The organism is Mesorhizobium sp. M0028 (assembly GCF_040323855.1).
Classification (GTDB): domain Bacteria; phylum Pseudomonadota; class Alphaproteobacteria; order Rhizobiales; family Rhizobiaceae; genus Mesorhizobium.
Map to the genome: position 1 here is coordinate 840,461 of NZ_JAMYVG010000001.1, position 20,735 is coordinate 861,195.

Annotated in this window: 21 protein-coding genes; 10 read left to right on the plus strand and 11 right to left on the minus strand. The window is 63.4% G+C overall.

What is annotated here, in order from left to right; translation table 11 throughout:
* Window positions 1-32 precede the first annotated feature (32 nt).
* Together NKJ93_RS04345 and NKJ93_RS04350 are read right to left on the minus strand one after the other, a co-directional pair.
* On the minus strand, window positions 33-383 hold the full coding sequence (locus NKJ93_RS04345) for a cupin domain-containing protein (protein ID WP_352495322.1): 351 nt from the start codon (window positions 381-383) through the stop codon (window positions 33-35).
* Window positions 384-388: 5 nt separating this feature from the next.
* On the minus strand, window positions 389-1,672 hold the full coding sequence (locus tag NKJ93_RS04350) for an O-acetylhomoserine aminocarboxypropyltransferase (RefSeq protein ID WP_352481206.1): 1,284 nt from the start codon (window positions 1,670-1,672) through the stop codon (window positions 389-391).
* Window positions 1,673-2,032: 360 nt separating this feature from the next.
* Between NKJ93_RS04350 and NKJ93_RS04355 the strand changes: the two genes are divergently transcribed.
* On the plus strand, window positions 2,033-3,652 hold the full coding sequence (locus NKJ93_RS04355; protein WP_352587760.1) for a PLL family lectin: 1,620 nt from the start codon (window positions 2,033-2,035) through the stop codon (window positions 3,650-3,652).
* Window positions 3,653-3,707: 55 nt separating this feature from the next.
* Here NKJ93_RS04355 and NKJ93_RS04360 read toward each other — a convergent pair whose 3' ends face one another.
* From NKJ93_RS04360 to NKJ93_RS04375, 4 genes are read right to left on the minus strand one after another with little or no spacing between them, the layout of a single operon-like run.
* On the minus strand, window positions 3,708-4,229 hold the full coding sequence (locus tag NKJ93_RS04360) for a CoA-binding protein (RefSeq protein WP_023717322.1): 522 nt from the start codon (window positions 4,227-4,229) through the stop codon (window positions 3,708-3,710).
* Entirely contained in the window at window positions 4,226-5,002 is a 777-nt protein-coding gene (locus NKJ93_RS04365; RefSeq protein WP_352587938.1) for an AAA family ATPase, read from the minus strand. Before NKJ93_RS04365 ends, NKJ93_RS04360 begins: the two co-directional genes overlap by 4 nt.
* Before the next feature lie 12 nt (window positions 5,003-5,014).
* Window positions 5,015-5,437: a VOC family protein gene (locus NKJ93_RS04370; protein ID WP_352587763.1), complete on the minus strand. Its 423-nt coding sequence runs from the start codon at window positions 5,435-5,437 to the stop codon at window positions 5,015-5,017.
* A 9-nt stretch (window positions 5,438-5,446) separates the two neighbouring features.
* Window positions 5,447-6,268 (minus strand): enoyl-CoA hydratase, encoded by an 822-nt coding sequence (locus tag NKJ93_RS04375; protein WP_352587766.1) that lies wholly within the window; start codon window positions 6,266-6,268, stop codon window positions 5,447-5,449.
* A 148-nt stretch (window positions 6,269-6,416) separates the two neighbouring features.
* Here NKJ93_RS04375 and NKJ93_RS04380 point away from each other — a divergent pair, with 148 nt between their 5' ends.
* The 3 genes from NKJ93_RS04380 (at window position 6,417) to rpsI (ending at window position 8,044) form a co-directional block, all read left to right on the plus strand.
* The gene (locus tag NKJ93_RS04380; RefSeq protein WP_352587769.1) at window positions 6,417-6,881 is read left to right on the plus strand and encodes a PaaI family thioesterase; all 465 of its coding nucleotides are present in this window, start codon (window positions 6,417-6,419) and stop codon (window positions 6,879-6,881) included.
* A 214-nt stretch (window positions 6,882-7,095) separates the two neighbouring features.
* Window positions 7,096-7,560 carry a 50S ribosomal protein L13 gene (rplM, locus tag NKJ93_RS04385; RefSeq protein ID WP_023674645.1) on the plus strand — a complete coding sequence of 155 codons (465 nt, stop codon included), beginning with the start codon at window positions 7,096-7,098 and terminating at the stop codon, window positions 7,558-7,560.
* Window position 7,561: 1 nt separating this feature from the next.
* Window positions 7,562-8,044 (plus strand): 30S ribosomal protein S9, encoded by a 483-nt coding sequence (gene rpsI, locus NKJ93_RS04390; protein WP_023717316.1) that lies wholly within the window; start codon window positions 7,562-7,564, stop codon window positions 8,042-8,044.
* A 22-nt stretch (window positions 8,045-8,066) separates the two neighbouring features.
* Here the strand turns inward: rpsI and NKJ93_RS04395 are convergent, their stop codons facing one another.
* Window positions 8,067-9,023: a LysR family transcriptional regulator gene (locus NKJ93_RS04395; protein WP_023717315.1), complete on the minus strand. Its 957-nt coding sequence runs from the start codon at window positions 9,021-9,023 to the stop codon at window positions 8,067-8,069.
* Window positions 9,024-9,118: 95 nt separating this feature from the next.
* Here NKJ93_RS04395 and NKJ93_RS04400 point away from each other — a divergent pair, with 95 nt between their 5' ends.
* Complete coding sequence (locus NKJ93_RS04400; RefSeq protein WP_352587773.1) at window positions 9,119-9,991, plus strand: aldo/keto reductase family oxidoreductase; 873 nt, start codon at window positions 9,119-9,121, stop codon at window positions 9,989-9,991.
* Window positions 9,992-10,254: 263 nt separating this feature from the next.
* Here NKJ93_RS04400 and NKJ93_RS04405 read toward each other — a convergent pair whose 3' ends face one another.
* On the minus strand, window positions 10,255-11,304 hold the full coding sequence (locus tag NKJ93_RS04405; RefSeq protein ID WP_023717313.1) for a glycerophosphodiester phosphodiesterase family protein: 1,050 nt from the start codon (window positions 11,302-11,304) through the stop codon (window positions 10,255-10,257).
* Between the two features lie 302 nt (window positions 11,305-11,606).
* On the opposite strand from NKJ93_RS04405, the gene speB reads away from it, so the two are divergent.
* Genes speB through NKJ93_RS04420 form a run of 3 tightly spaced genes read left to right on the plus strand, consistent with a single transcriptional unit; the run spans window position 11,607 to window position 14,403 of the window.
* The gene (gene speB / locus NKJ93_RS04410) at window positions 11,607-12,614 is read left to right on the plus strand and encodes an agmatinase (protein ID WP_352481211.1); all 1,008 of its coding nucleotides are present in this window, start codon (window positions 11,607-11,609) and stop codon (window positions 12,612-12,614) included.
* A gap of 22 nt (window positions 12,615-12,636) precedes the next feature.
* A complete protein-coding gene (gene argC, locus NKJ93_RS04415; RefSeq protein WP_352587776.1) occupies window positions 12,637-13,563 on the plus strand; it encodes an N-acetyl-gamma-glutamyl-phosphate reductase in 927 nt (308 codons plus the stop codon).
* A complete protein-coding gene (locus NKJ93_RS04420; protein WP_023717310.1) occupies window positions 13,564-14,403 on the plus strand; it encodes an aminoglycoside phosphotransferase family protein in 840 nt (279 codons plus the stop codon).
* Here the strand turns inward: NKJ93_RS04420 and NKJ93_RS04425 are convergent.
* Window positions 14,393-15,487: a COX15/CtaA family protein gene (locus NKJ93_RS04425; RefSeq protein WP_352495317.1), complete on the minus strand. Its 1,095-nt coding sequence runs from the start codon at window positions 15,485-15,487 to the stop codon at window positions 14,393-14,395. The two genes, NKJ93_RS04420 and NKJ93_RS04425, sit on opposite strands and share 11 nt — an antisense overlap.
* Before the next feature lie 151 nt (window positions 15,488-15,638).
* On the opposite strand from NKJ93_RS04425, the gene NKJ93_RS04430 reads away from it, so the two are divergent.
* On the plus strand, window positions 15,639-15,866 hold the full coding sequence (locus NKJ93_RS04430) for a DUF2842 domain-containing protein (RefSeq protein ID WP_023717309.1): 228 nt from the start codon (window positions 15,639-15,641) through the stop codon (window positions 15,864-15,866).
* On the opposite strand, the gene NKJ93_RS04435 is transcribed toward NKJ93_RS04430, so the two are convergent.
* Complete coding sequence (locus NKJ93_RS04435; RefSeq protein ID WP_352495316.1) at window positions 15,863-16,921, minus strand: polysaccharide deacetylase family protein; 1,059 nt, start codon at window positions 16,919-16,921, stop codon at window positions 15,863-15,865. The genes NKJ93_RS04430 and NKJ93_RS04435 overlap by 4 nt on opposite strands.
* 89 nt (window positions 16,922-17,010) lie before the next feature.
* On the opposite strand from NKJ93_RS04435, the gene NKJ93_RS04440 reads away from it, so the two are divergent.
* Window positions 17,011-18,240, plus strand: a complete 1,230-nt coding sequence (locus NKJ93_RS04440; protein WP_352481216.1) for a GNAT family N-acetyltransferase — start codon at window positions 17,011-17,013, stop codon at window positions 18,238-18,240.
* 21 nt (window positions 18,241-18,261) lie between these two features.
* On the opposite strand, the gene NKJ93_RS04445 is transcribed toward NKJ93_RS04440, so the two are convergent.
* The gene (locus NKJ93_RS04445; RefSeq protein WP_352481217.1) at window positions 18,262-20,517 is read right to left on the minus strand and encodes a GumC family protein; all 2,256 of its coding nucleotides are present in this window, start codon (window positions 20,515-20,517) and stop codon (window positions 18,262-18,264) included.
* Between the last annotated feature and the right edge of the window lie 218 nt (window positions 20,518-20,735).

Sequence of the window (20,735 nt, forward strand, 5' to 3'; positions counted from 1 at the left end):
ATTCGGTCCGGCAGGCTCAGCCGCAAGGGTGATCAAAGCTTGATCACATACTCCTTGCGAGTCGTTTCAAGCACTTCCCAGCTGCCCTTAAAGCCCGGCCTCAGCACGAAACTATCGCCGGCCCCGACAGTGCGCGCATCGCCGCCGTCTTCGGCGATCACCGAGACCCCTGACAGGATGTGGCAGAACTCCCATTCATCATATTCGATGCGCCATTTGCCTGGCGTCGCTTCCCAAATGCCGGCATAGAGGCCGCCGTCCTGTTCCTCGACATTCCAGGTGCGGAATTTCGGATCGCCCGAAATCAGGCGATCCGGCGCCGGTGCGCCAAGTTCCGGTGCGACGGTGTCGACGCCGACGGAAAGAAATCTCGGCGTGGTCATGGCGATCAGACCTTGGCGAGAGCCTGTTCCAGATCGGCGACGATGTCGTTGACGTCCTCGATGCCGACCGAAAGCCTGACCGTGTCCGGCCCTGCTCCCGCGTTGATCTTCTGCTCGTCGGAAAGCTGGCGATGCGTGGTCGACGCTGGGTGGATGACCAGCGACTTGGTGTCGCCGACATTGGCCAGGTGCGAGAACAGTTCGAGCGCTTCGACGAACTTGATGCCCGCCGCGTAGCCGCCCTTCAACCCGAAGGTGAACACCGCGCCGGCGCCGAGCGGCGAGTACTTCTTCTGCAACGCATTGTTCTTGTCGTCGGGCAGGCCGGGATAGGACACCCAAGCAACCTTGGGGTGGTTGGAGAGCCACCCGGCGACCGCCACCGCATTGTCGCAGTGGCGCTGCATCCTGAGCGGCAAGGTTTCCAGACCGGTCAGGATAAGGAATGCATTGAACGGCGAAATCGCCGCGCCGATGTCGCGCAGGCCGAGCACGCGCGCGGCGATGGCAAAGGCGAAATTGCCGAAGGTTTCGTGGAGGACGAGGCCGCCATATTCGGGGCGCGGCTCCGACAGCATCGGATACTTGCCCGACTTCGACCAATCGAAGGTGCCGCCATCGACGATGGCGCCGCCGATGGAATTGCCGTGACCGCCGATGAACTTGGTCAGCGAATGCACGACGATGTCGGCGCCATGTTCGATCGGCCGCAGCAGATAGGGCGAGGCCAGTGTGTTGTCGACGATCAACGGCAGGCCGTGCTTGCGGGCAATGTCGCCGATCTTCTCGATGTCGACGAAGACGCCGCCCGGATTGGCCAGGCTTTCGATGAAGATCGCCTTGGTCCTGTCGTCGATCTGGCTCTCGAAGGTCGAGATGTCGTTGGTGTCGGCCCAGCGCACCTGCCAACCGAAATTCTTGAAGGCATGGCCGAACTGGTTGATCGAGCCGCCGTAAAGCTTTGTCGCCGAAACGAAATTGTCGCCGGGCTGCATCAGATTGTGGAAGACCAGCACCTGCGCGGCATGGCCGGAGGCGACCGCAAGGCCTGCCGTGCCGCCTTCGAGTGCCGCGATGCGCTCTTCCAGCACTGCCTGGGTCGGGTTCATGATGCGGGTGTAGATGTTGCCGAACGCCTTCAGCCCGAACAGCGAGGCGGCATGGTCGGCATCGTCGAAGACGAAGGAGGTCGTCTGGTAGATCGGCGTCGCTCGCGCCCCAGTCGCCGGATCCGGCTTGGCGCCGGCATGGACGGCGAGCGTGTTGAACCCGGGCGTGCGCTGAACCATGTCGATATTCCTCTCCTGCCCACTGATACGGCCGGCATTGTTGGCCGATCATTGGCGCGAATGCAAAGGAGAAAAATTCCAGCCGACTTGTTCCTTCGGTGCAACCGGCTCGGGCATCGCGGGCTGAGGAGAATGGATTTGCGCCTCGCAAAAGATTGGGCCGGCGTGGCTCCCCGCCACAAGCCTGCTTCGCCGGCTCGCCACCCCGCGAAGCCGCCGCCTTCTTCCATAAGCCATCCGTAAGTCCGGCTCTGTCAGCCTGCGCGTCGGCAGCAATTTACTGCCTCCGACCATGGCAACAACCATGGGACTCCCAAGCATCCGCTGATGGACAAACGCGATTATTCAAGGAGTATCTCAATGACGCTGCTGATCAATCTGCAAAGCATCAAGTGCCTCAACGAGACCAACGAGCTTTCGGCTTCCGACGAAGTCTACGTCCTGGTGAGCGTGGCGAACATGCGCCCCACCGCGCCGGGACTGCCCGCCGTGCCGGACCTCCAGGTCTTCAGCTTCGGCATCTTCGAGGACATGGACGACGATGACGAGCATCCCGTCACCGTGAACGGGCAACCGTTCTGGGGCACGAACGGAACCCCTCAGCCCATCCAGAATCCGGCCGACGTGGCAATTGTCGTCTCGCTGATGGAGCAGGACAACGGCTCGCCAAATCAATACCGGAACCTGGTGAGCATCAGGGGGGCGGCCTCGCTTACGGCGTCGCTCGGTGACCCCGACCCGCGCAATCGCGCGGCGCGGCTAACCAGCGACATCGGCAGCGTGTTGAACGGCATCGACCTGCCGATCCCCTTCGCGCTCGACGACGACCATCTCGGCACGCAGGAGCTCAGGCTGGAGGGGGCAGACCTGATAGATTTCGGCGTCAGGGACCGGCGCATGATCATCGAAGGCGACGGCGGAACCTACGAGCTGATCTTCCGGATCACCTTCGTCGGGACGTTGCGCGACGTGCCCGGCGTCAAGGGCATCGCATCGCTGGCCCGCATTCCGGGAAGCATGGAAATCTGGTGGGCCAGCCCCAGCGGGTCGATCGAGGTCGGCTTCTGGTACGACGGTGGCCGTTGGAACCGCTATCGCCTGGCACCGGACGGAAGTGCCGCGCCTGGCACCGCCATCGCCGCCGTCTCACGTATCCCGCAAAGCATGGAGGAATGGTGGATCGGCCCAGCTGGATCGGTCGAAGCCAACTTCTGGTACGAGGGGGGCCAGCCGACCCGCTATCAGCTGGCGCCGAACGGCAGCGCCGCTCCCGATGGCGGCATCGTAGCGGTATCGCGCATCCCGAACAGCATGGAGGTCTGGTGGATCGGTCCCAACGGCTCGATCGAGGCGGCCTTCTGGTACGAAGGGGGCCAGTGGACACGTTATCAGCTGGCACCGGACGGCAGCGCGGCGCGCGGCGGCAGTATCGCAGCCGTCTCGCGCATCCCGAACAGCATGGAGGTCTGGTGGATCGGGCCCAACGGCTCGATCGAAGTCGCCTTCTGGTATGAGGGCGGCCAATGGACGCGGTATCAGCTTTCACCGGACGGCAGCGCCGCCGTCGGCGGCACCATCGCCACGCTGTCGCGCATCCCGAACAGCCTCGAGCTCTGGTGGATCGGGCCGCACGGATCGGTCGAAGCCAACTTCTGGTATGAAGGCGGCCAGCCCACCCGCTATCAGCTCGCGCCGAACGGCAGCGCCGCGATCAATGGCGGCATTGCCGCAGTTTCCCGCATCCCTGGCAGTATGGAAGTGTGGTGGACGGGGCCGAATGGGTCGATGGAGGCCGCGTTCTGGTACGAGGGCGGACAGTGGACCCGTTATCAGCTCGCGCCGGACGGCAGCGCCGCGACCAATGGCGGTATTGCCGCGGTCTCCCGTATCCCGAGTAGCATGGAGCTGTGGTGGGTCGACGGCGGCGGACGGATCTCGGCCGCCTTCTGGTACGAAGGCGGACAGTGGACCCGGTACTAGCGATCGGCGGGCGGCACGATGAGGTTCCCGCTCTCCCAGATGGGGATGCGGGAACCTACTTCTGGCGAACGCCGAAACTCTGGAATCCCGGCCGCATAAGCGGCTTCTTCGACGACAGCACGCCGGAATTGACGCCGGTCCAGCCGATCTCGCCCGACAGCTTGCCATATTCGATCTTGGGGCAACGGTTCATCACCACCTTGATGCCGGCGGCTTCGGCGCGTGTGGCCGCCTCGTCATGGCGTATGCCAAGCTGCATCCAGATGACCTTCGGCAGCGGATCGAGCCGCAGCACCTCGTCGACAATGCCCGGCACGGCAGCGGACGCGCGAAACACGTCGACCATGTCGACAGGTCCCGGAACGTCGGCGAGCCTGGCAAAGGTCATCTGGCCTAGGATCTCCTTGCCGGCCTGGCCGGGATTGATCGGGAACACCGAAAAGCCCTTGCCGAGCAGATATTTCAGCACGAAATAGCTCGGCCGCACGTCATTAGCCGACGCGCCGACCATGGCGATGGTCTTCACCGAATTGAGGATGCCGGCGATATAGGCGTTGTCGTAAGCGTCGTGGTTCATGCCTCGTCCTCATACAGCGCTTCGGCGAGAAAACCATCTGGATCGTTGCAAAAATTGCGCATCATGCGGAAATGATGGGTGTCGTGAAAATCGGTCGGGTCGAGCCCGGACCGGCTGATGCGGAACAGCCGCGCGCCGGGACAGGCCATCAGCAGCGGCGAATGTGTCGCCATGATCACTTGCGCCGTGCCGGACTGGTCCATCCGCCGCAGCATCTTGAGAAGTTCGATCTGGCGCGTCGGCGACAAGGCGCTTTCGGGCTCGTCGAGGATGTAAATGCCTTGCCGGCGGCAGCGCTCCTCGAAGAATCTGATGAAACCCTCGCCATGCGACCAGGAAAGGAAGTCGGGCGGCGCCTCATGGGCGTCGATGGCAGCCTGATCTAGATAGCGGGCAACCGAATAGAAGGATTCGGCGCGAAAGAACCAGCCGGCGGTGACCTTCGGCAGCCAGTGGCCGCGCAACGTCGCCGCCAGCGCTGCGCCGCTCTTGTCGACGGCGCGGGAGTGATCGACCGGCATGTAGCCCTTGCCGCCGCCGGCTTCATCGTAGCCTGCCAGCGCGCCGATCGCTTCGAGCAGCGTCGATTTACCGGTGCCGTTCTCGCCGACGATGATGGTGATCGGCGTGGTGAATTCGAGCTCGAATTCATGGCGGTGAAAGATCGGCAGGTTCCAGGGATATTTTTCCCAATCGACGACCCGGCTGGGCTCGATCAGGATACGCTTCAGATAGGGCGCCTTCAGCCGCGTCAGTTGCTTGCGATGAGCCAGAGGGGAACCTCGTCAGGCCGGCAGCGAAATCGATCCGTCTTCCGCGATCGGAAAAGCCGGATTGTGCGCCACTTCCCAGACATGCCCGTCCGCATCGGCGAAATAGCCGTACCAGCCACCCCAGAAGGCCCGTTGCGCCGGCTTGACGATACGGCCGCCGGCCTTCTTGGCCAGCGCCAACACTGCATCGACCTCGGCTTCGGAGCGGGTGTTGTAGGCGAGGTAGACGGCCGACGGCGCGTTGCCGAAGGTCACGCCTGAATCCTCCTCGGCGCTTGGGCGCGGAAACAGGGCAAGGATGGCGCCACCCATCTGGAAGAAAGCAACGCCCTCGGTGATCCCGGCATGGCGGGTCAGGCCCATCGCCTCATAAAAGCGCGTGGCGCGGTCGAGATCGTCGGTGGCGATGGTGATGATGGAGATGCGCGGTTCCATATCCGCCTCCTATTCCTCCGGCCATTCCGGCTTGCGTTTGCCAATGAAGGCGCCAATGCCCTCTTCCGCATCGCGCGCCAGCATGTTCTCGACCATGACGCGCCCGGTGTAATCATAGGCCTCGGCCAGCCCCATTTCCGCCTGCTCATAAAAGGCTTCCTTGCCGATCTTGACGACCAGGGAGGATTTGGCAGCAATGGTTTGCGCGTATTTGGTAACAATCTGATTCAGATATTCGCGCGGCACGACGCGGTTGACCAAGCCGAATTCCTTGGCGGTTGCCGCTTCGATCGTTTCGCCGGTCAAAAGCATCTCCATGGCGTGCTTGCGCGAGACATTGCGCGACAGCGCCACCATCGGCGTCGAGCAGAACAGTCCAATATTGACGCCCGGCGTGCAGAAGGTCGCCTCGTGCGAAGCGATGGCGAGATCGCAGCTGGCGACCAGCTGCAATCCGGCCGCCGTCGCCAGGCCGTCGACTTCGGCGATCACCGGCTTGGGATGGCGAACGATCGCCTGCATCAGTGAAGCGCAGGCGGAAAACGTCTTTTCGAAGAAGGCCCTGCCGTGATCGGCATCGGCGCGGTGCGTGCTTAACTCCTTGAGGTCGTGCCCGGCGCAGAACACTTTGCCGGCCGCCCCAAGGACGATGACGCGGACGGACTTGTCGGCCTTGGCGCGGTCGAGTTCCGCCATCAGCGCCGCCATCACTGAAAGCGAAAGAGCATTGGCCGGCGGATTGGCGAGCGTCAGGCGCAGCACGCCCTTATCCAGCCGGGCGGCGACCGGCCCTTCGGCAACGGCAGGCTTGATGGCGACGATTTCGGCCATGGTCATTCCTCCGCGATTCCGGATCGGTGATGGACTAATCTAGTATGCGGGTCTCGCTTCGTCCAACACCCCGCTTCTGCCATAATGAATGGCTGTTGCCAGAAACGGCACGCTGCGCTCAAACAGGCAGGCACAACGAGAGACCGCCATGCCTGCTCAAAGCAATCTCAAGCCGGTGCTGACGGCTGCTGACGTCAACGCGCTTGTGGCGACCGTTTTCCCGCAACTCAACGACCAGTTCACCTTCTATGAGGCGTTGGAGGTGTTTCCAGGCGGCTGCATCGTGCGGCTCAACGCCGACGAGCGCCATTTGCGTCCCGGCGGCACCGTCTCGGGTTCGGCGCTGTTCACGCTGGCCGACATAGGCGGTTATGTCTGCGTGCTCTCGCATGCCGGACCGGATGCACTTTCGGTCACCACCAGTCTCAACATCAATTTTGTCCGCAAGGCCGAGGCCGGGCCGATCGACGGCCATTGCCGCATCCTCAAGCTCGGCAAGAGCCTGATGGTGTTCGATATCGACATCGTCGCCGGCCCGGAGGGACACACGGTAGCGCACGCAACGGGCACCTATTCGATCCCGCCAAAGCGGATTGGAGATGTGGTAAAATAATACCTTGTGCTCAAATCATTGTTTTTGCTTGATTTTACCCCAGAGATGGCTTTTCACGCGCCTTGACGTAGTCGCCGCTCTCTCCTATAAGCCCTCACGGAACAGCGGCCCGCAAAGGCCGCCGTTTTGTTATTGGCGGGGGGCAAGTGCCTTTCGCCAATCCAAGCAACAAGAAACGCCTTCTTTTGAAGGTCCGAACCGAAAGCAACAATCCATGGCAACCTTTTCGCAGAAGCCTGCGGATGTGGTGAAGAAGTGGGTGCTGATCGACGCCGAGGGTCTCGTCGTCGGCCGTCTCGCCACTGTCATCGCCAATCATCTTCGCGGCAAGCACAAGCCCACTTTCACCCCGCATGTTGACGACGGCGACAATGTCATCGTCATCAATGCCGACAAGGTGGTGTTCACCGGCAAGAAGTTCACCGACAAGGTCTATTACTGGCACACCGGTCACCCCGGCGGCGTCAAGGAACGCACCGCGCGGCAGCTGCTCGAGGGCCGCTTTCCCGAGCGTGTCGTTGAGAAGGCCGTCGAACGCATGATCCCGCGCGGCCCGCTCGGCCGTCGCCAGATGAAGAATCTCCGCGTCTATGCAGGCACGGAACATCCGCATGTCGCCCAGCAGCCCGTCGTCCTCGACGTGGCCAAGCTGAACGCCAAGAACAAGAAGGTTTCGTAAGATGGCTGAGCTTTCCTCGCTCGCAGAACTCGGAACTGCCACCGGCAACACCAACACCCAGCCGGCAGCACCCGTCCATGTCCAGAAGCTCGACAAATCGGGCCGCGCCTATGCCACCGGCAAGCGCAAGAACGCCATCGCGCGCGTCTGGGTGAAGCCCGGCTCCGGCAAGATCGTCGTCAACGACAAGGTGTTCGCCGAATATTTCGCGCGCCCGGTTCTGCAGATGATCCTCAACCAGCCGATCATCGCTGCCAACCGCGCCGGCCAGTACGACATCGTTGCCACCGTCATCGGCGGCGGCCTCTCCGGCCAGGCCGGTGCCGTGCGCCACGGCATCTCCAAGGCGCTGACCTATTACGAGCCGGCGCTGCGCGCCGTGCTCAAGAAGGGCGGCTTCCTGACCCGTGACAGCCGCGTGGTCGAGCGCAAGAAGTACGGCAAGGCGAAGGCCCGCCGGAGCTTCCAGTTCTCCAAGCGCTAAGCGCTGCGAAGCTACACAGAGTTCAAAGGCCGCCTTCGGGTGGCCTTTTTCTTTGTGCCGTGCCCGTGATGTCAGAGTTCATCGGCAATGCCTTGATGAAGTCGACGAACGCCCGCAGCGGCGCCGGTACGAGGCGCCGGCCGGGATAGTAGAGGAACGGCCCGGAGAAGCTCTGCCACCAGGGTTCGAGGACGGGTTCGAGTGCGCCGCTCTCGAAATGCGGGCGAAGCCAGTCCTCGAACAGCTTCACGATTCCGGTGCCGGCGATCGCTGCATCAACGGCTAAATCGGCTGCTCCGCCGATCCCCACAATCAGTGGCCCCGTCGGATCGACCCGCACCACCTCGTCGTCGCGCTCGAACTCCCATGGCGTTATCGCACCGCTGGGAAAGCGGCCGCGCAGGCAGGCGTGGCCGAGCAGGTCGCGCGGGTGTTGCGGCCGGCCATGACGATCCAGGTAGGCCGGGCTGGCGGCGGTGGCGAAGCGCTGCACGCGCGGCCCGATCGGCACGGCGATCATGTCCTGTTCCAGCCGCTCGTCGTAACGGATGCCGGCATCGCAGCCGGCCGCCAGCACGTCGACAAAGCTCTCCTCGGCGATCACCTCCAGCCGGATACCGGGATAGGCGGCAAGGAACCGCGGCACGATGCTGGGCAGGACCAGTCGCGCCGCGCTGACCGGCACATTGAGGCGCAGCGAGCCGGCCGGCCTGTCGCGAAAGCCGTTCACCACGTCCAGCGCCGACTCCACCTCGGTCAAGGCTGGACCGAGCCGCGCCAGCAAGCCTTGGCCGGCCTCCGTCAGGACGACGCTGCGCGTCGTCCGGTTGAGCAGCCTGACACCGAGCTGCGTCTCCAGGCGGCGCACCGCCTCGCTCAAGCCGGACGCACTGCCGCCGCTGGCGCGTGCCGCATCCCGAAAACCTTTGGCGCGCGCCACGGCCACGAAGGCGTTCAGATCCCCGAGATCAATCTGCATTGTTCGTCATTCCGCACAGCCCGTGCGAATTGTACCCAATTATCGCGAGATCGGACACCGTCTATCTGTGCACCATTCCCTGAAGGAGAAAGACTATGTCCAGCGTCGACCAGTCCGGCACATTCATCCTCGGCGACCGCAAAGTCAGACGGCTCGGCTACGGCGCCATGCAGCTCGCAGGGTCCGGCGTCTTCGGCCCACCAAAGGACCACAATGCGGCATTGGCCGTGCTGCGCGAAGCCGTTGCGCAGGGCGTCAATCACATCGACACCAGCGACTTCTATGGCCCACACGTCACCAATTTGTTGATCCGCGAAGCGCTCGCACCCTATCGCGACGACCTCGTTATCGTCACCAAGATCGGCGCCCGGCGCGGCCGGGACGGAGCATGGCTGCCGGCCTTCTCGGCCGACGAGCTGACCAAGGCGGTGCACGACAATCTGCGCAATCTCGGGCTCGACGTGCTGGAGGTGGTCAACCTTCGAGTCATGTTCGACGCGCATGGCCCCGCCGAAGGGTCGATCGAGGCCCCGCTTGCAACGCTTACCGAGCTTCAGCGACAGGGCCTTGTGCGTCACATCGGGCTGAGCAACGTCACCGCTGCACAAATCGCCGAAGGCCGCAGGATTTGCAAGATCGTCTGCGTGCAGAACCAGTACAATCTGGCGCATCGGGGCGACGATGCGTTGATCGACGATCTGGCCCACGGCGGCATCGCCTATGTGCCGTTCTTCCCGCTTGGCGGCTTCAACCCGCTGCAGTCGTCGACCTTGTCCAAGGTCACCGCACGCCTCGGCGCCACGCGCATGCAGGTCGCGCTCGCCTGGCTGCTTCGCCGCGCGCCCAACATTCTTCTGATCCCCGGCACGTCTTCAGTTGCGCATCTCAGGGAGAACCTCGCCGCAGGTGATCTCGCGCTGCCGGAGGATGCGCTCGAGGCGCTAGAGGGCGTGGCGATGGCCGCTTGACCTGCGCACGAGGCGCGAGGTGCCGCCAGCCGGTGTTGGAGACTAGCGAAGGCGGTGATGAGCCAATCTCCCCCCTCGTGGGGGAGATGTCCGGCAGGACAGAGGGGGGCGCGAAGGATCGCCTGCCTCTTGTTGAACCCTGCGTGACAATTGACGCCAATTGCAATCTCAATCGACCCGATAGGCTGGACGGACAGCGCCCCCCTCTGCCCTGCCGGGCATCTCCCCCACAAGGGGGGAGATTGGCAGCGCGACCGCCGCTCCTAGTTAATGCTGGCCGTATTCGCCGGCTCGGCCGGGCCGGCATAGGGCACGCGAAAACCGTTCGCCGCCAGCCAATCGATGGCGGCCTTCGGTTCGTCGGTCTGGATGATGGTGGCGCCGCGCTCGACCCAGAAGCCATAAGTCTCGCGCGGCAGGCTGGCCGCGACCGCCAGCTCGTCGCCGCGGCCACCGGCGAGGAAGCCACCCGGCTTGTTGACGATGGCATAGGTGTCGGCCCAGATGTGCCAGTCACCCCTCACCGCCAGCGCGCGCATGCGCGGGCTGAACAGCGGGCCGCCGGTCTCGGTCAGTGTCTCGGCGCCAGCCCGCCAATTGATCAGTTCGATCGCCCGCACCGGGAACGCCCGGCTGACTTTTTCGGCAAACATGGCGTCGTGAACCGCATCGTCGGCAATGATCGGCATGAACTGGAAGCCGCCGTCGATCGCGTCCATGGCGGCCGCAACCGTGGCGATCCTCTCCGCATCCCACAGGTTCTCCTTGACAATCACCTGTTCGGCCATGCCGAGGTCGCGCGCGACCGCGACCATGCCGGCGAGGCTTTCGGTATCGAGCTTATTGTCGAGATTGATGAGGATCCTGTCCCTGGTCGCCATCAACATTTCGCGCAACGTCGAGACTGTCTCGCCCGTAAAGGCGCCGGTGCCTTCGATCACCAACCGGCACGTCTTGAGTTCGGCCAGCGTGCGCTTGACCACCTCGCCCTTGCAGTTCGTGGTGCGGTCGAGCCAGCTGTCATGCATGACGACGAACTGTCCGTCCTTCGAGCGCCTGATATCGACCTCGACGATTTCGGCGCCCATTGCAATCGACGCCTCGACGGCGGCGATCGAATTTTCGGGATAGAGCGTCTTGCCGGCCTGCATGCCGCCGGCGCGGTGCGCGGCCACCATCACATGGTCGCGCCATTGGTTGGCGTGCTCGAACCGGTCGAGAATCTGCCTGGCGCGCGTTTCGCCTGCCGATGCATGGCCAAGGGAGGCCGCCAGCGCCGCGGAAAGCAGAAGGCTCAGCCAAGTCGTTCGCATGAGACAGGTCGTTCGCATGAGAATCGCTCCGTACCGGATCGACACCCGGTTAAGCGACGCTCGTGACAGCCTAGTGAACGAAGCCGGCTTCGCAAACGCTGGAAAATCAGGTTAATGCCGGCCGAAACGGCCGTAGCGGCTACTTTCGGTTGCTAACTAGGCAATCTCCGGGCCAGCCATGCGGGCTCTCCTGGCAAGCAAGGATTTGTGACCGGGCCGAATAGCCATGTTCTTCCGAAGGGGTCGCAATTCTGAGAATTATGGCCAATAAGGTTGCGCGTCGACGCACAGGAGATCGCTTCATGCCGCCAAGGACCATCGATCACGCCTTCACCACCCGCTCCAGGACGGGCGCGTCGTTCGAGCCGACCTATGCCGGCGCGCTGTCGTTCATGCGGCGCAAATATTCGAAGGACGTGAAGGGCGCCGATGCGGTGGTGTGGGGCATTCCCTTCGACGCGGCGGTCACCAATCGGCCGGGCGCGCGTTTCGGACCGCAGGCGATTCGCCGCGCGTCGGCCATCCTCGACAACGATCCGCAATATCCGTTTTCGCGCGACCTGTTCGAACAGCTTGCCGTGGTCGATTTTGGCGATTGCCTGCTCGACAGCGGCAATCACCAGAAGACCCCTGCCACGATCGAACGCGAAGCGGCGAGGATCCTGAAATCCGGCGCCTTTCTGCTATCGCTCGGCGGTGACCATTTCGTCACCTGGCCGCTGCTCAAGGCGCATGCCGCCATCTACGGCCCGCTGGCCCTGGTGCAGTTCGACGCTCATCAGGACACCTGGCCCGACGACGGCAAGCGCATCGATCACGGCTCCTTCGTCGGCCGTGCGGTCAAGGAGGGCATCATCGACCCCGACCGGTCGATCCAGATCGGCATCCGCACCCACGCGCCCGATACGTTCGGCATCAAGATCCTGTATGGCCATGAAGTGGAGGAAATGCGGGCGTCCGACATCGCCTATGCCATCGTCGACCGTACGGGCGGCAAGAAGACCTACGTCACTTTCGACATCGATTGCCTGGATCCGGCTTTTGCGCCCGGCACCGGAACGCCGGTAGCGGGAGGCCCGTCTTCGGCAAAGATCCTGTCGGTGCTGCGCCAGATCAACCAGGTCGATATCGTCGGCGCCGACGTCGTCGAGGTTGCGCCAGCCTATGATCACGCCGATATAACGGCAATTGCCGGCTCGATGGTGGCCATGCACTATCTCGGGCTGCTGGCGGAACGAAAGGCCCGGCTCGAGGAAATGAACCAGGGCAATCACAGCGTTGCCGGATTGAATCAGGCAAGCGGCATATAGCTAACAGGAATTTTGGCAGGCAATGAAACCGAAAATCTTCATCGACGGCGAGCACGGCACCACCGGTCTGCAGATCAGGGCGCTGCTTGCCGAGCGCGGCGACCTGGAAATCATCTCCATCCCGACTGAGCGCCGCAAGGAAACGGCAGCGCGCGCCGAGTTCCTCAATGCCGCCGATGTCGCGATCCTCTGCCTACCGGACGCGGCAGCTAAGGAAAGCGTTTCGCTGATCGCCAATGACACCACCAAGGTGATCGACGCCTCGACGGCACATCGCGTCGCCGAGGGCTGGGAATATGGTTTCGCCGAAATGGACAAGGACCAGGCGAAGAAGATCGCTTCGGCGAAGCGCGTCGCCAATCCGGGCTGCTGGCCGCAAGGACCGATCGCGACGCTGCGGCCGCTGGTTGCGGCGGGGCTGTTGCCAGCCGATTTTCCGGTCACCGTCAACGGCATTTCTGGCTATTCCGGCGGCGGCCGGCCGATGATCGAGGATTATGTCGCCAAGGGCGAGGATGCGTCGGAATTCCTGCCCTACGGGCTGACGCTGCAGCACAAGCACGTGCCGGAGCTCAGGACCTATGCCAGGCTTTCGCACGATCCGATCATGCAGCCGGCAGTCGGCAATTTCGCGCAAGGCATGATCACGGTAGTGCCGCTGCAACTCGGCGGTCTCGACCATGTACCGACCGGCGCTGAGCTTCACGCGGCGATCGCCGACCATTTTGCTTCCATTGATCGTGGCGTGGTCGAGGTGGCGCCGTATCTGCATCAGGAACGCATGCCTGACATCGATCCGGAGATCTACAACGGCACCAACCGGATGAAGCTCTATGTCTTTGCCAATGACGACAGGGCGCAGGCGCTGCTGCTTGCCGTCTACGACAATCTCGGCAAGGGTGCCTCGGGTGCAGCCGTGCAGAACATGGATCTGATGCTCGGCCTCTGAATGGATGCGCCGGCATTTCCGAAGCGCTGGAAGGTCGGCGCGCCCGAACTCATCGCCGAAACGTTCAGCAGCCGCATCTGGAAGGTTGCTCGCGAGGACGACTCACCGGCAATCGTCAAGGATCTAAAGCCTTTCGACGATGTCGAGGACGAGTTGCGTGGCGAGCATTTCCTCGCCTGGCGACGCGGCGAAGGCGCGGTGCGGCTGCTCGGCCGCGACGGCCACCGCATGCTGCTCGAATACGCCGGCGACAGGATGCTGTCACACCATCTTGCCGAACAAGGCGACAATGCCGCCACCGCGATCGCGGCCGAGGTAATGGCAAGACTGGTCTCGCCGTCGAAGCACCCTGCCCCGCCGGATCTCCAGCCGTTGCGGACCCGGTTCTCCAGCCTGTTCAAAAAGGCCAAGGCCGATCGCGCCGCCGGCGAAAAGAGCCTGTATGTCGAAGCAGCCGAAATCGCGGAACGGCTGCTGTCCAATCCGCATGACGTGCGGCCGCTGCATGGCGACCTGCACCACGACAACGTCATGCACGGTCCGCGCGGCTGGCTGGCGATCGACCCGAAGGGCGTTCTCGGCGACCCCGGCTTCGACGCGGCCAACATGTTCTACAACCCACTCGACCGAGACGATCTTTGCCTCGATACGCGGCGGATCGGCCATATGGCGCAAGTCTTTGCCGCAACGCTCGGCCAGTCGCCGCCCGCGATACTGGACCACGCCATCGCCTATGGCTGCCTGTCGGCTGCATGGCATCATGAAGATCGCAATGCGGTCGACGAGGACCGCGAGCTGGCGATCGCCATGGCGATCCGGACGGTGCGGCTCAGCCTCTGAGAGCAATCTCGTGGGGCAGCGGATAAGCGCCCTTGGTGCCGCGCCAGTGCGCGGCGGCAAAACCCAGCAGGAACAGCGCGAATGCCTGATGCGTCAGGGCCATGTGCAGCGGCACATGCATCAATAGGGTGCCGATGCCGATCGACGCCTGCACCACGACAATCAGGAACAGCAGCGTCGCGCGTCGGGCATGCGTCGTGCCCGGCAGACGCCGGCGTGTCGCAATCATGTGCCAGAGCGCGACCGCGAAGATCGTGTAGGCGCCGACCCGGTGGATGAACTGCACCGTCTTCGGGTTTTCGAAGAAATTGCGCCATGCCGGCTCGAGCAGCAGCAGGTCGCCGGGGACCAGTTTGCCGTCCATCAGCGGCCAGGTGTTGTAGCTCAAGCCGGCATCGAGCCCTGCGACCAGCCCGCCGAGATAGATCTGGACCAGCGCCAGCAGCACCAGAAAGCCGGCCAGACGTTGCGTCGATCGGTCGGCGGCCGGTTCGGAGTGTGGGGCCAGTCCGCGCGCGACCACCATGGTCGCCGTGAAGATCAGCGCCGCCAGCGTCAGATGCGTCGCCAGCCGGTATTGGCTGACCGAAACCCGGTCGGCCAACCCGGACGCCACCATCCACCAGCCTATCGCGCCCTGCAGGGCGCCGAGAAGGAGGATGCCCGACAATTTCGTGCCGAGGCCGCGCTCGATGCGGCGCGTCGCCCAGAAGAACAGCAACGGCAGGGCGAAGACCACGCCGACACTACGCGCCAGGATGCGGTGCACCCACTCCCACCAGAAGATCGACTTGAACGCCTCGATGCTCATGCCCTTGTTGAGTTCGGCATATTGCGGGATCTGCTGGTAGCGCAGGAACTCCTCCTGCCACTCGGCATCATTGAGTGGCGGGATGACGCCGTGAATCGGCTGCCATTCGGTGATCGACAGGCCCGAATCGGTGAGCCTCGTAGCGCCGCCGACCACCACCAGCGCAAACAGCACGAGGAGCACGACATAGAGCCAACCACGTACCAGCGCGCGGTTGCGAAGGTCGCGATCGCGGGCTGCGAAAGGCACAGCATCGGATATGGCAGCAGCCATGGCTTTGTCCCGGCAGTTGAAGTCGCGGATTGGTGAACCATCGCAACCCGGCTTGCAAGACCGGACAGCGCGGCACGCCGTCGCGCCGTTTCTGGCGGGTTGCGCGTATTGGCTGTTCGGCTTAAGCGATAGCGATCAACGAGATCGCGTTATGCCCATTCGCCTGAAAAAGCTGATCGGAAGCTTCCTGCTGGTACTGCTGGTCGTCGTCTATGCGATGGTCGCCTCGATCGTGGCAGTCGCCCAATTGTCACAGTCCGGGCCGCTGGCGCACTTCATCTTCTTCCTGCTGAGCGGGCTTTTGTGGGTGCTGCCGGCGATGGGCATCATCAAATGGCTGATCCTGGAGCCGCGGCCGAAGGGCCGAGGCAACAGTTAGATCGTCACCACCGTCTTGCCGGCATTGGCCAGCGGCGTCGTCACGCCCGACAACATTGTTCGGATGTGGGCGACGCTCTGATAGCGGCCATTGACCGAAATGCGCGGCAGGGCATGCAGGAACCCGGCATGCTCGGCGCGGAGTATGCCGTGGCGGGTCGTCACGGCCGAGGCATAGCCGGCATCGCGGACAAGGCCCACTTCGCGACGGCCGACGGCGCTGGCATAACCGTAGGGATAGGCGAAATGGCGCGGCTCCTCGCCGAGTTTGGCCTGCAATATGCGCTTGACGTCGCCGATCTCATGCCGCGCGTCGCTCTCGGAAAGCCGCTTCAGATTGCAATGATTGACGCTATGCGCTCCGATCGTCACCAGCGGGTGCGCGGCCATGGTGCGGAGCTCGTCCCAGTTCATCAGCGTGTTCGGGCGCGAACCGCCCAACTCGATGCCGTTCGAACGCGCCAGATCGCGCAATACCGCACGCTGGTCCTGCTCGCGCACCTTCAGCGTCAGATGAGCGTGCAGGCGCGCATTGGCCTGGACCTTTTTTCCTGGGTTCGAGCAATCGATCGTCACCGGGCCGTCCGGCGTCGTCAGCGTCAGGCGATCGCGCGCATTGACGATGTCCTCGACCACGTCCCACCACAAATCGGCAGCGCCATCAATCAGTCCCGGCGCGACGTAGATGGTGATCGGCGCGCCGTGCTTCTCCAGCACGGGCAGCGCCTCGGTCATGTTGTCTCGATAGGCGTCGTCGGCGGTGATCGTCGCGAACTGGCCGTCCTTGTCGCCAGCCTTGATGCGCTCGATTGCCTCGTCCAGAGTAACGAACGTGTAGCCGTTCGCCTTCATGTCGGCGATCACGATGTCGAGGAACCCAGGCGCGATGTTCAAGTGGCGGTTGACGCCGTTCGGCTTTTCCGGCGTCGCGGTGACCCGATGCAGCATCAGGATGGCGCCAAGGCCGCCGATGAACGGCTTGGCCAGCGGCGCAAGACCGGAATAGCGGGCGAGATTGAGCGCCAGTTTGCGGATTGCCTCGCCCCCGTCGATCATTCATTCACCTTTTGCGCCTAAGCTCATCAAGCATGGAATGCGCCTGCGCGGACCCCCAATCGCGACGAATACGCCCTAAGGATTGAGGTATGGTTGACGCCACCGCGTCATTTGACGGCAATCGGCTGGCAAGCAGCGAGGCGTCGCCGTGTGCCTTGCCGGCCGGCAAAGCCGGCCTGTCGACCTCGGTTGCCGATAGTGCGGCGCTGGCGGCGTACGCCGAATTCTGCCGTTCGGCGCTTTTTGCCCCGGCGCAGAGCGCAGGCTGGATCCTGAACTGGGCCGCACATACCGGCGCCGACGTTGTCGTTGCGACGCTGCGCGCCGACGACAGGCCGGTTTTCTCGCTGGCGCTGGAGGTCACCCGCAGCGGAGCATTCCGCGTTGCGCGCTTCATGGGCGGGCGCCATGCCAACGGCAATTTTGCCGCTGCCGACCTGCAATGGCTGGCGAATGCCGATATCGCGGCGATCCGTTCGATGCTGGCCGCGATTGCCAAGGCGCGGCGCGACATCGATCTTGTCGCGCTAGAGCGGCTGCTGCCTGATCTCGACGGCGTTGCCAACCCGCTCTCCGCCTTGCCGCATTTTTCGAGCCCCAATCTGTCGCTGGCCGCCGGTCTTGTCGGAGGGTTTGATGCACTGCTCACCCGCGTGAGCGGCAAGCGCAGGCGCAAGAAGCATCGCTCGCAGGCGCGCAAGTTCGAGGCCGTCGGCAGCTATCGTCGCATCGAGGCGAGGACTGCGGACGAGGTGAACAGGCTGCTCGACGCCTTTTTCGAGATGAAGGAATTCCGCTTCCGCAAGATGGGCATCGTCAATGTTTTCGGTGAAGCGGAGGTGCGCGCTTTTTTCCGCTCGCTGTTTGCCGAAGCGCTTCAAGAGGAAAACCCGTGCTTCGTGCTGCATGGGCTGGAAGTCGCCGGCAAGCTTCGTGCGGTCACCGGGTCGAGCCGCTCGGGCAAGCGGCTGATCTGCGAATTCGGGGCGATCGCCGAGGACGACCTCGCACACACCAGCCCCGGCGACTTCCTGTTCTTCGAGAACATCCAGGAAGCCTGCGAGACGGGTTTTGAAATCTATGATTTCTCAGTCGGCGACGAACCCTATAAGCGATTGTGGTGCGATGTCGAAACGCAGCATTTCGAGGTGCTGGTTCCGCTGACGCTGAAGGGCCGCGCGCTGGCGCTTGCGCTCAGGCACGGCGCAAGCCTGAAAGCATTCATCAAGCACAGCCCAATGGTCTGGAAGCTGACCAAGCTGCTGCGCCGCAAGGCTGTGGGACAGACAGCACCGGCCGCAGGCGAAGACGACAGCTGATTTCGATTTGAGAAAACTGCCTCAGGCGGCCGAGCGCCGCCCCGGCATTGGCCCCGGCGCCACATGGCCGATTGGCGTGACCAGCGTCAGGTCGGGATAGCCGCTCTCGATGAGCGCGACTGCGGCTTGCGTCACCTCGTCGTCCGGCTCCAGCATGGAGAGCAGCACCTCGGTGCCCTCGCCCACTAGGCGGCTGATGCCTTGCGCGTCCGCTGGCCCGCATTCGACAACGACCAGGTCATAGGCGGTGGTCAGCGACTGCATGATGATCGGCAGCCGGTCGGCGGCGCGCATGGCACGGACCGGATCGGCTGTGCCGACGGGAATCACGTGGCAGTCCGAATAGAGATCGGGGTGGATCACATCGCTGAACTGCGCTTGCGAGGCGAGCAGATCGGTGATGCCCGGAAACAGCCCGCTGTCCAGCATCGGCCGCGAGGCAGCACCCGAAGCGGTGAGATCAAGCAGCAGCACGCGTAGCCCGGCGTCAGAGACTGCGCGCGCCACCAGCACCGCCGAGGCAGCCGCCTCGTCGCCTTCCGGCGACACGAATATGGCGCGGGCGGCACCGGTGGCGATCAGTTTTTCCGCGGCCTTGTCGATGTCGACCTCACCGAGGGTGGAACGTGCCGGTTCAATGTCTGCAGCAGCCATCTCAGAGTACTCCGGTTCGATTTTCTCGGCAGCCGCTTCCGCCACCGCGACGGGTTCCGGCTCCAGTTTGGTTTCAGTGACACTGTTGTCGGACTCACCGAGCTGGTCGATCACGGCGACTGCCGGTTCGGGCCGGGCAACCGGCGGGCCGGGCTCGGCCACTACGCGTTCGGCCTGGACAGCCGGCATCGCAACCTGCTCGATGCGTTCGAAATGGGCACCGGCGGCCGGACGCATGGCGCGGCCGGAAAACAGTTCCTGCAGCAACGTGACGATCGCCATGAGGAGCAACGAGCCGACAAAGGCCGCACCGACAATCGGACCAATCTTGGGGAAATAGGGTTCGGTCGGCGCCCGGGCCTCCGAAAATAGGCGAGCGTCGACAGGCAGGTAGTTACGATCCTTGCGTGCGGCCGCCTGGAGATAGCTGGACGAGTAGAGATCGAGTTGCTGGCGCTTGGTCGCGGCATCGCGCTGCAGGGCATCGAGTTCCACCTGCTCTTCGCCGGCGCGGGCGGACGCCGCCTTCAGGGTGTTGACGTCGGCCACGAGTTGAGCCTCTCGTGCCTTCGCCGTCTCGGCCTGCGCCATCAGACCCTTCATGATCTTTTCCGCTTCGTTGCGGATCTGGCGGTCGAGATCGGCGAGCTGCGACTTCAGCGCACGGATGCGCGGATGATTGTCGAGCAAGGTGGTGGAAAGGTCGGCGATGTTGTTCTTGAGTTCGACTTGCCGCTCGCGCAGGCGCTGGATCAGGTCGGAAGACAACACCTCTGGAACGGCATCCAGCGAGCCGCCATTGCGCAACGCCCTGCGCACACTGTCGGCGGTCGCTTCCGCCGAAGCGCGGTTGGCGCGTACCCGTGACAGTTCGCTCGACAATTCGGACAGCTGCTGGGTGGCAAGCACCGAATTGTTGCCGCCCATCAAAAGATCGGACTGCGCACGGAATGCGGCAACCTTGGCCTCCGCCTCCTTCACCCGGTTCTGCAGGTCCGCGATTTCCGGCGCCAGAAAGTCGGTGGCGGCGGAATTCGATTCGAGCTTGGCGTTGCCCTTGGAGGCGATATAGGCGTTTGCGATGGCGTTCGGGATTGCGGCGGCAAGCTGTGGATCCTCTGACGAGAACTCGATAGCGATCGCGCGGGTTTTTTCAACGCCATAGACGTTGAGCTTGTCATGCATTGCGTCCAGCACGCGCTCTTCCAGCGGAATCTCGAAGGGATCGCTTTTCAAGCCAACGAGGACAAGGGTGCGGCTCAGCGCCGACATCTTCAGCGCCTCGTCGAATTCGGGCAATTTCGCGAGGTTGAGCTTCGCCGCCACCTGTTTGAGGATGTCAGGGGACGAAATGATCTGGACCTCGGTGGCCACAGCCTCTTCGTCGGGAATCGACCGCTCGTTGCCGTTGGCACCGGCTGGCCGCGTGAACTCCGATTCTCGAGGCCCGATCTCCAGCTTGGCTGCCGCCTTGTATTCGGGCGTTGCAAGCCAGGCGAGCGCAAAGGCCAGGCCGGTTACAGCCAGCGCGACGACAAGGATGCGCAGCCAGTTTCGCGCCAGGCTGGCGAAAAGCTGCCTGAGATCGACGTCGACATCTGCGGCCGCGGATTGAACGGACATGCATCCCTGCTCCGGTACTGAGTCAGCATGCACCGTAAACAACTATGGTAACTCAGCCGTTAATAACGCGGTAAGCACCTGTTAGGCTCTGCTAACAAGCCGCAAACAAGAGGCTGAAAACCATCTGCATTTGTCGATCGGGCCCGCATCGGCCGCGCGCCTTTACCGGCCATTAACCCTAACAGGATGATAACCGAGCTCGATCGTTAAGGTTTGCC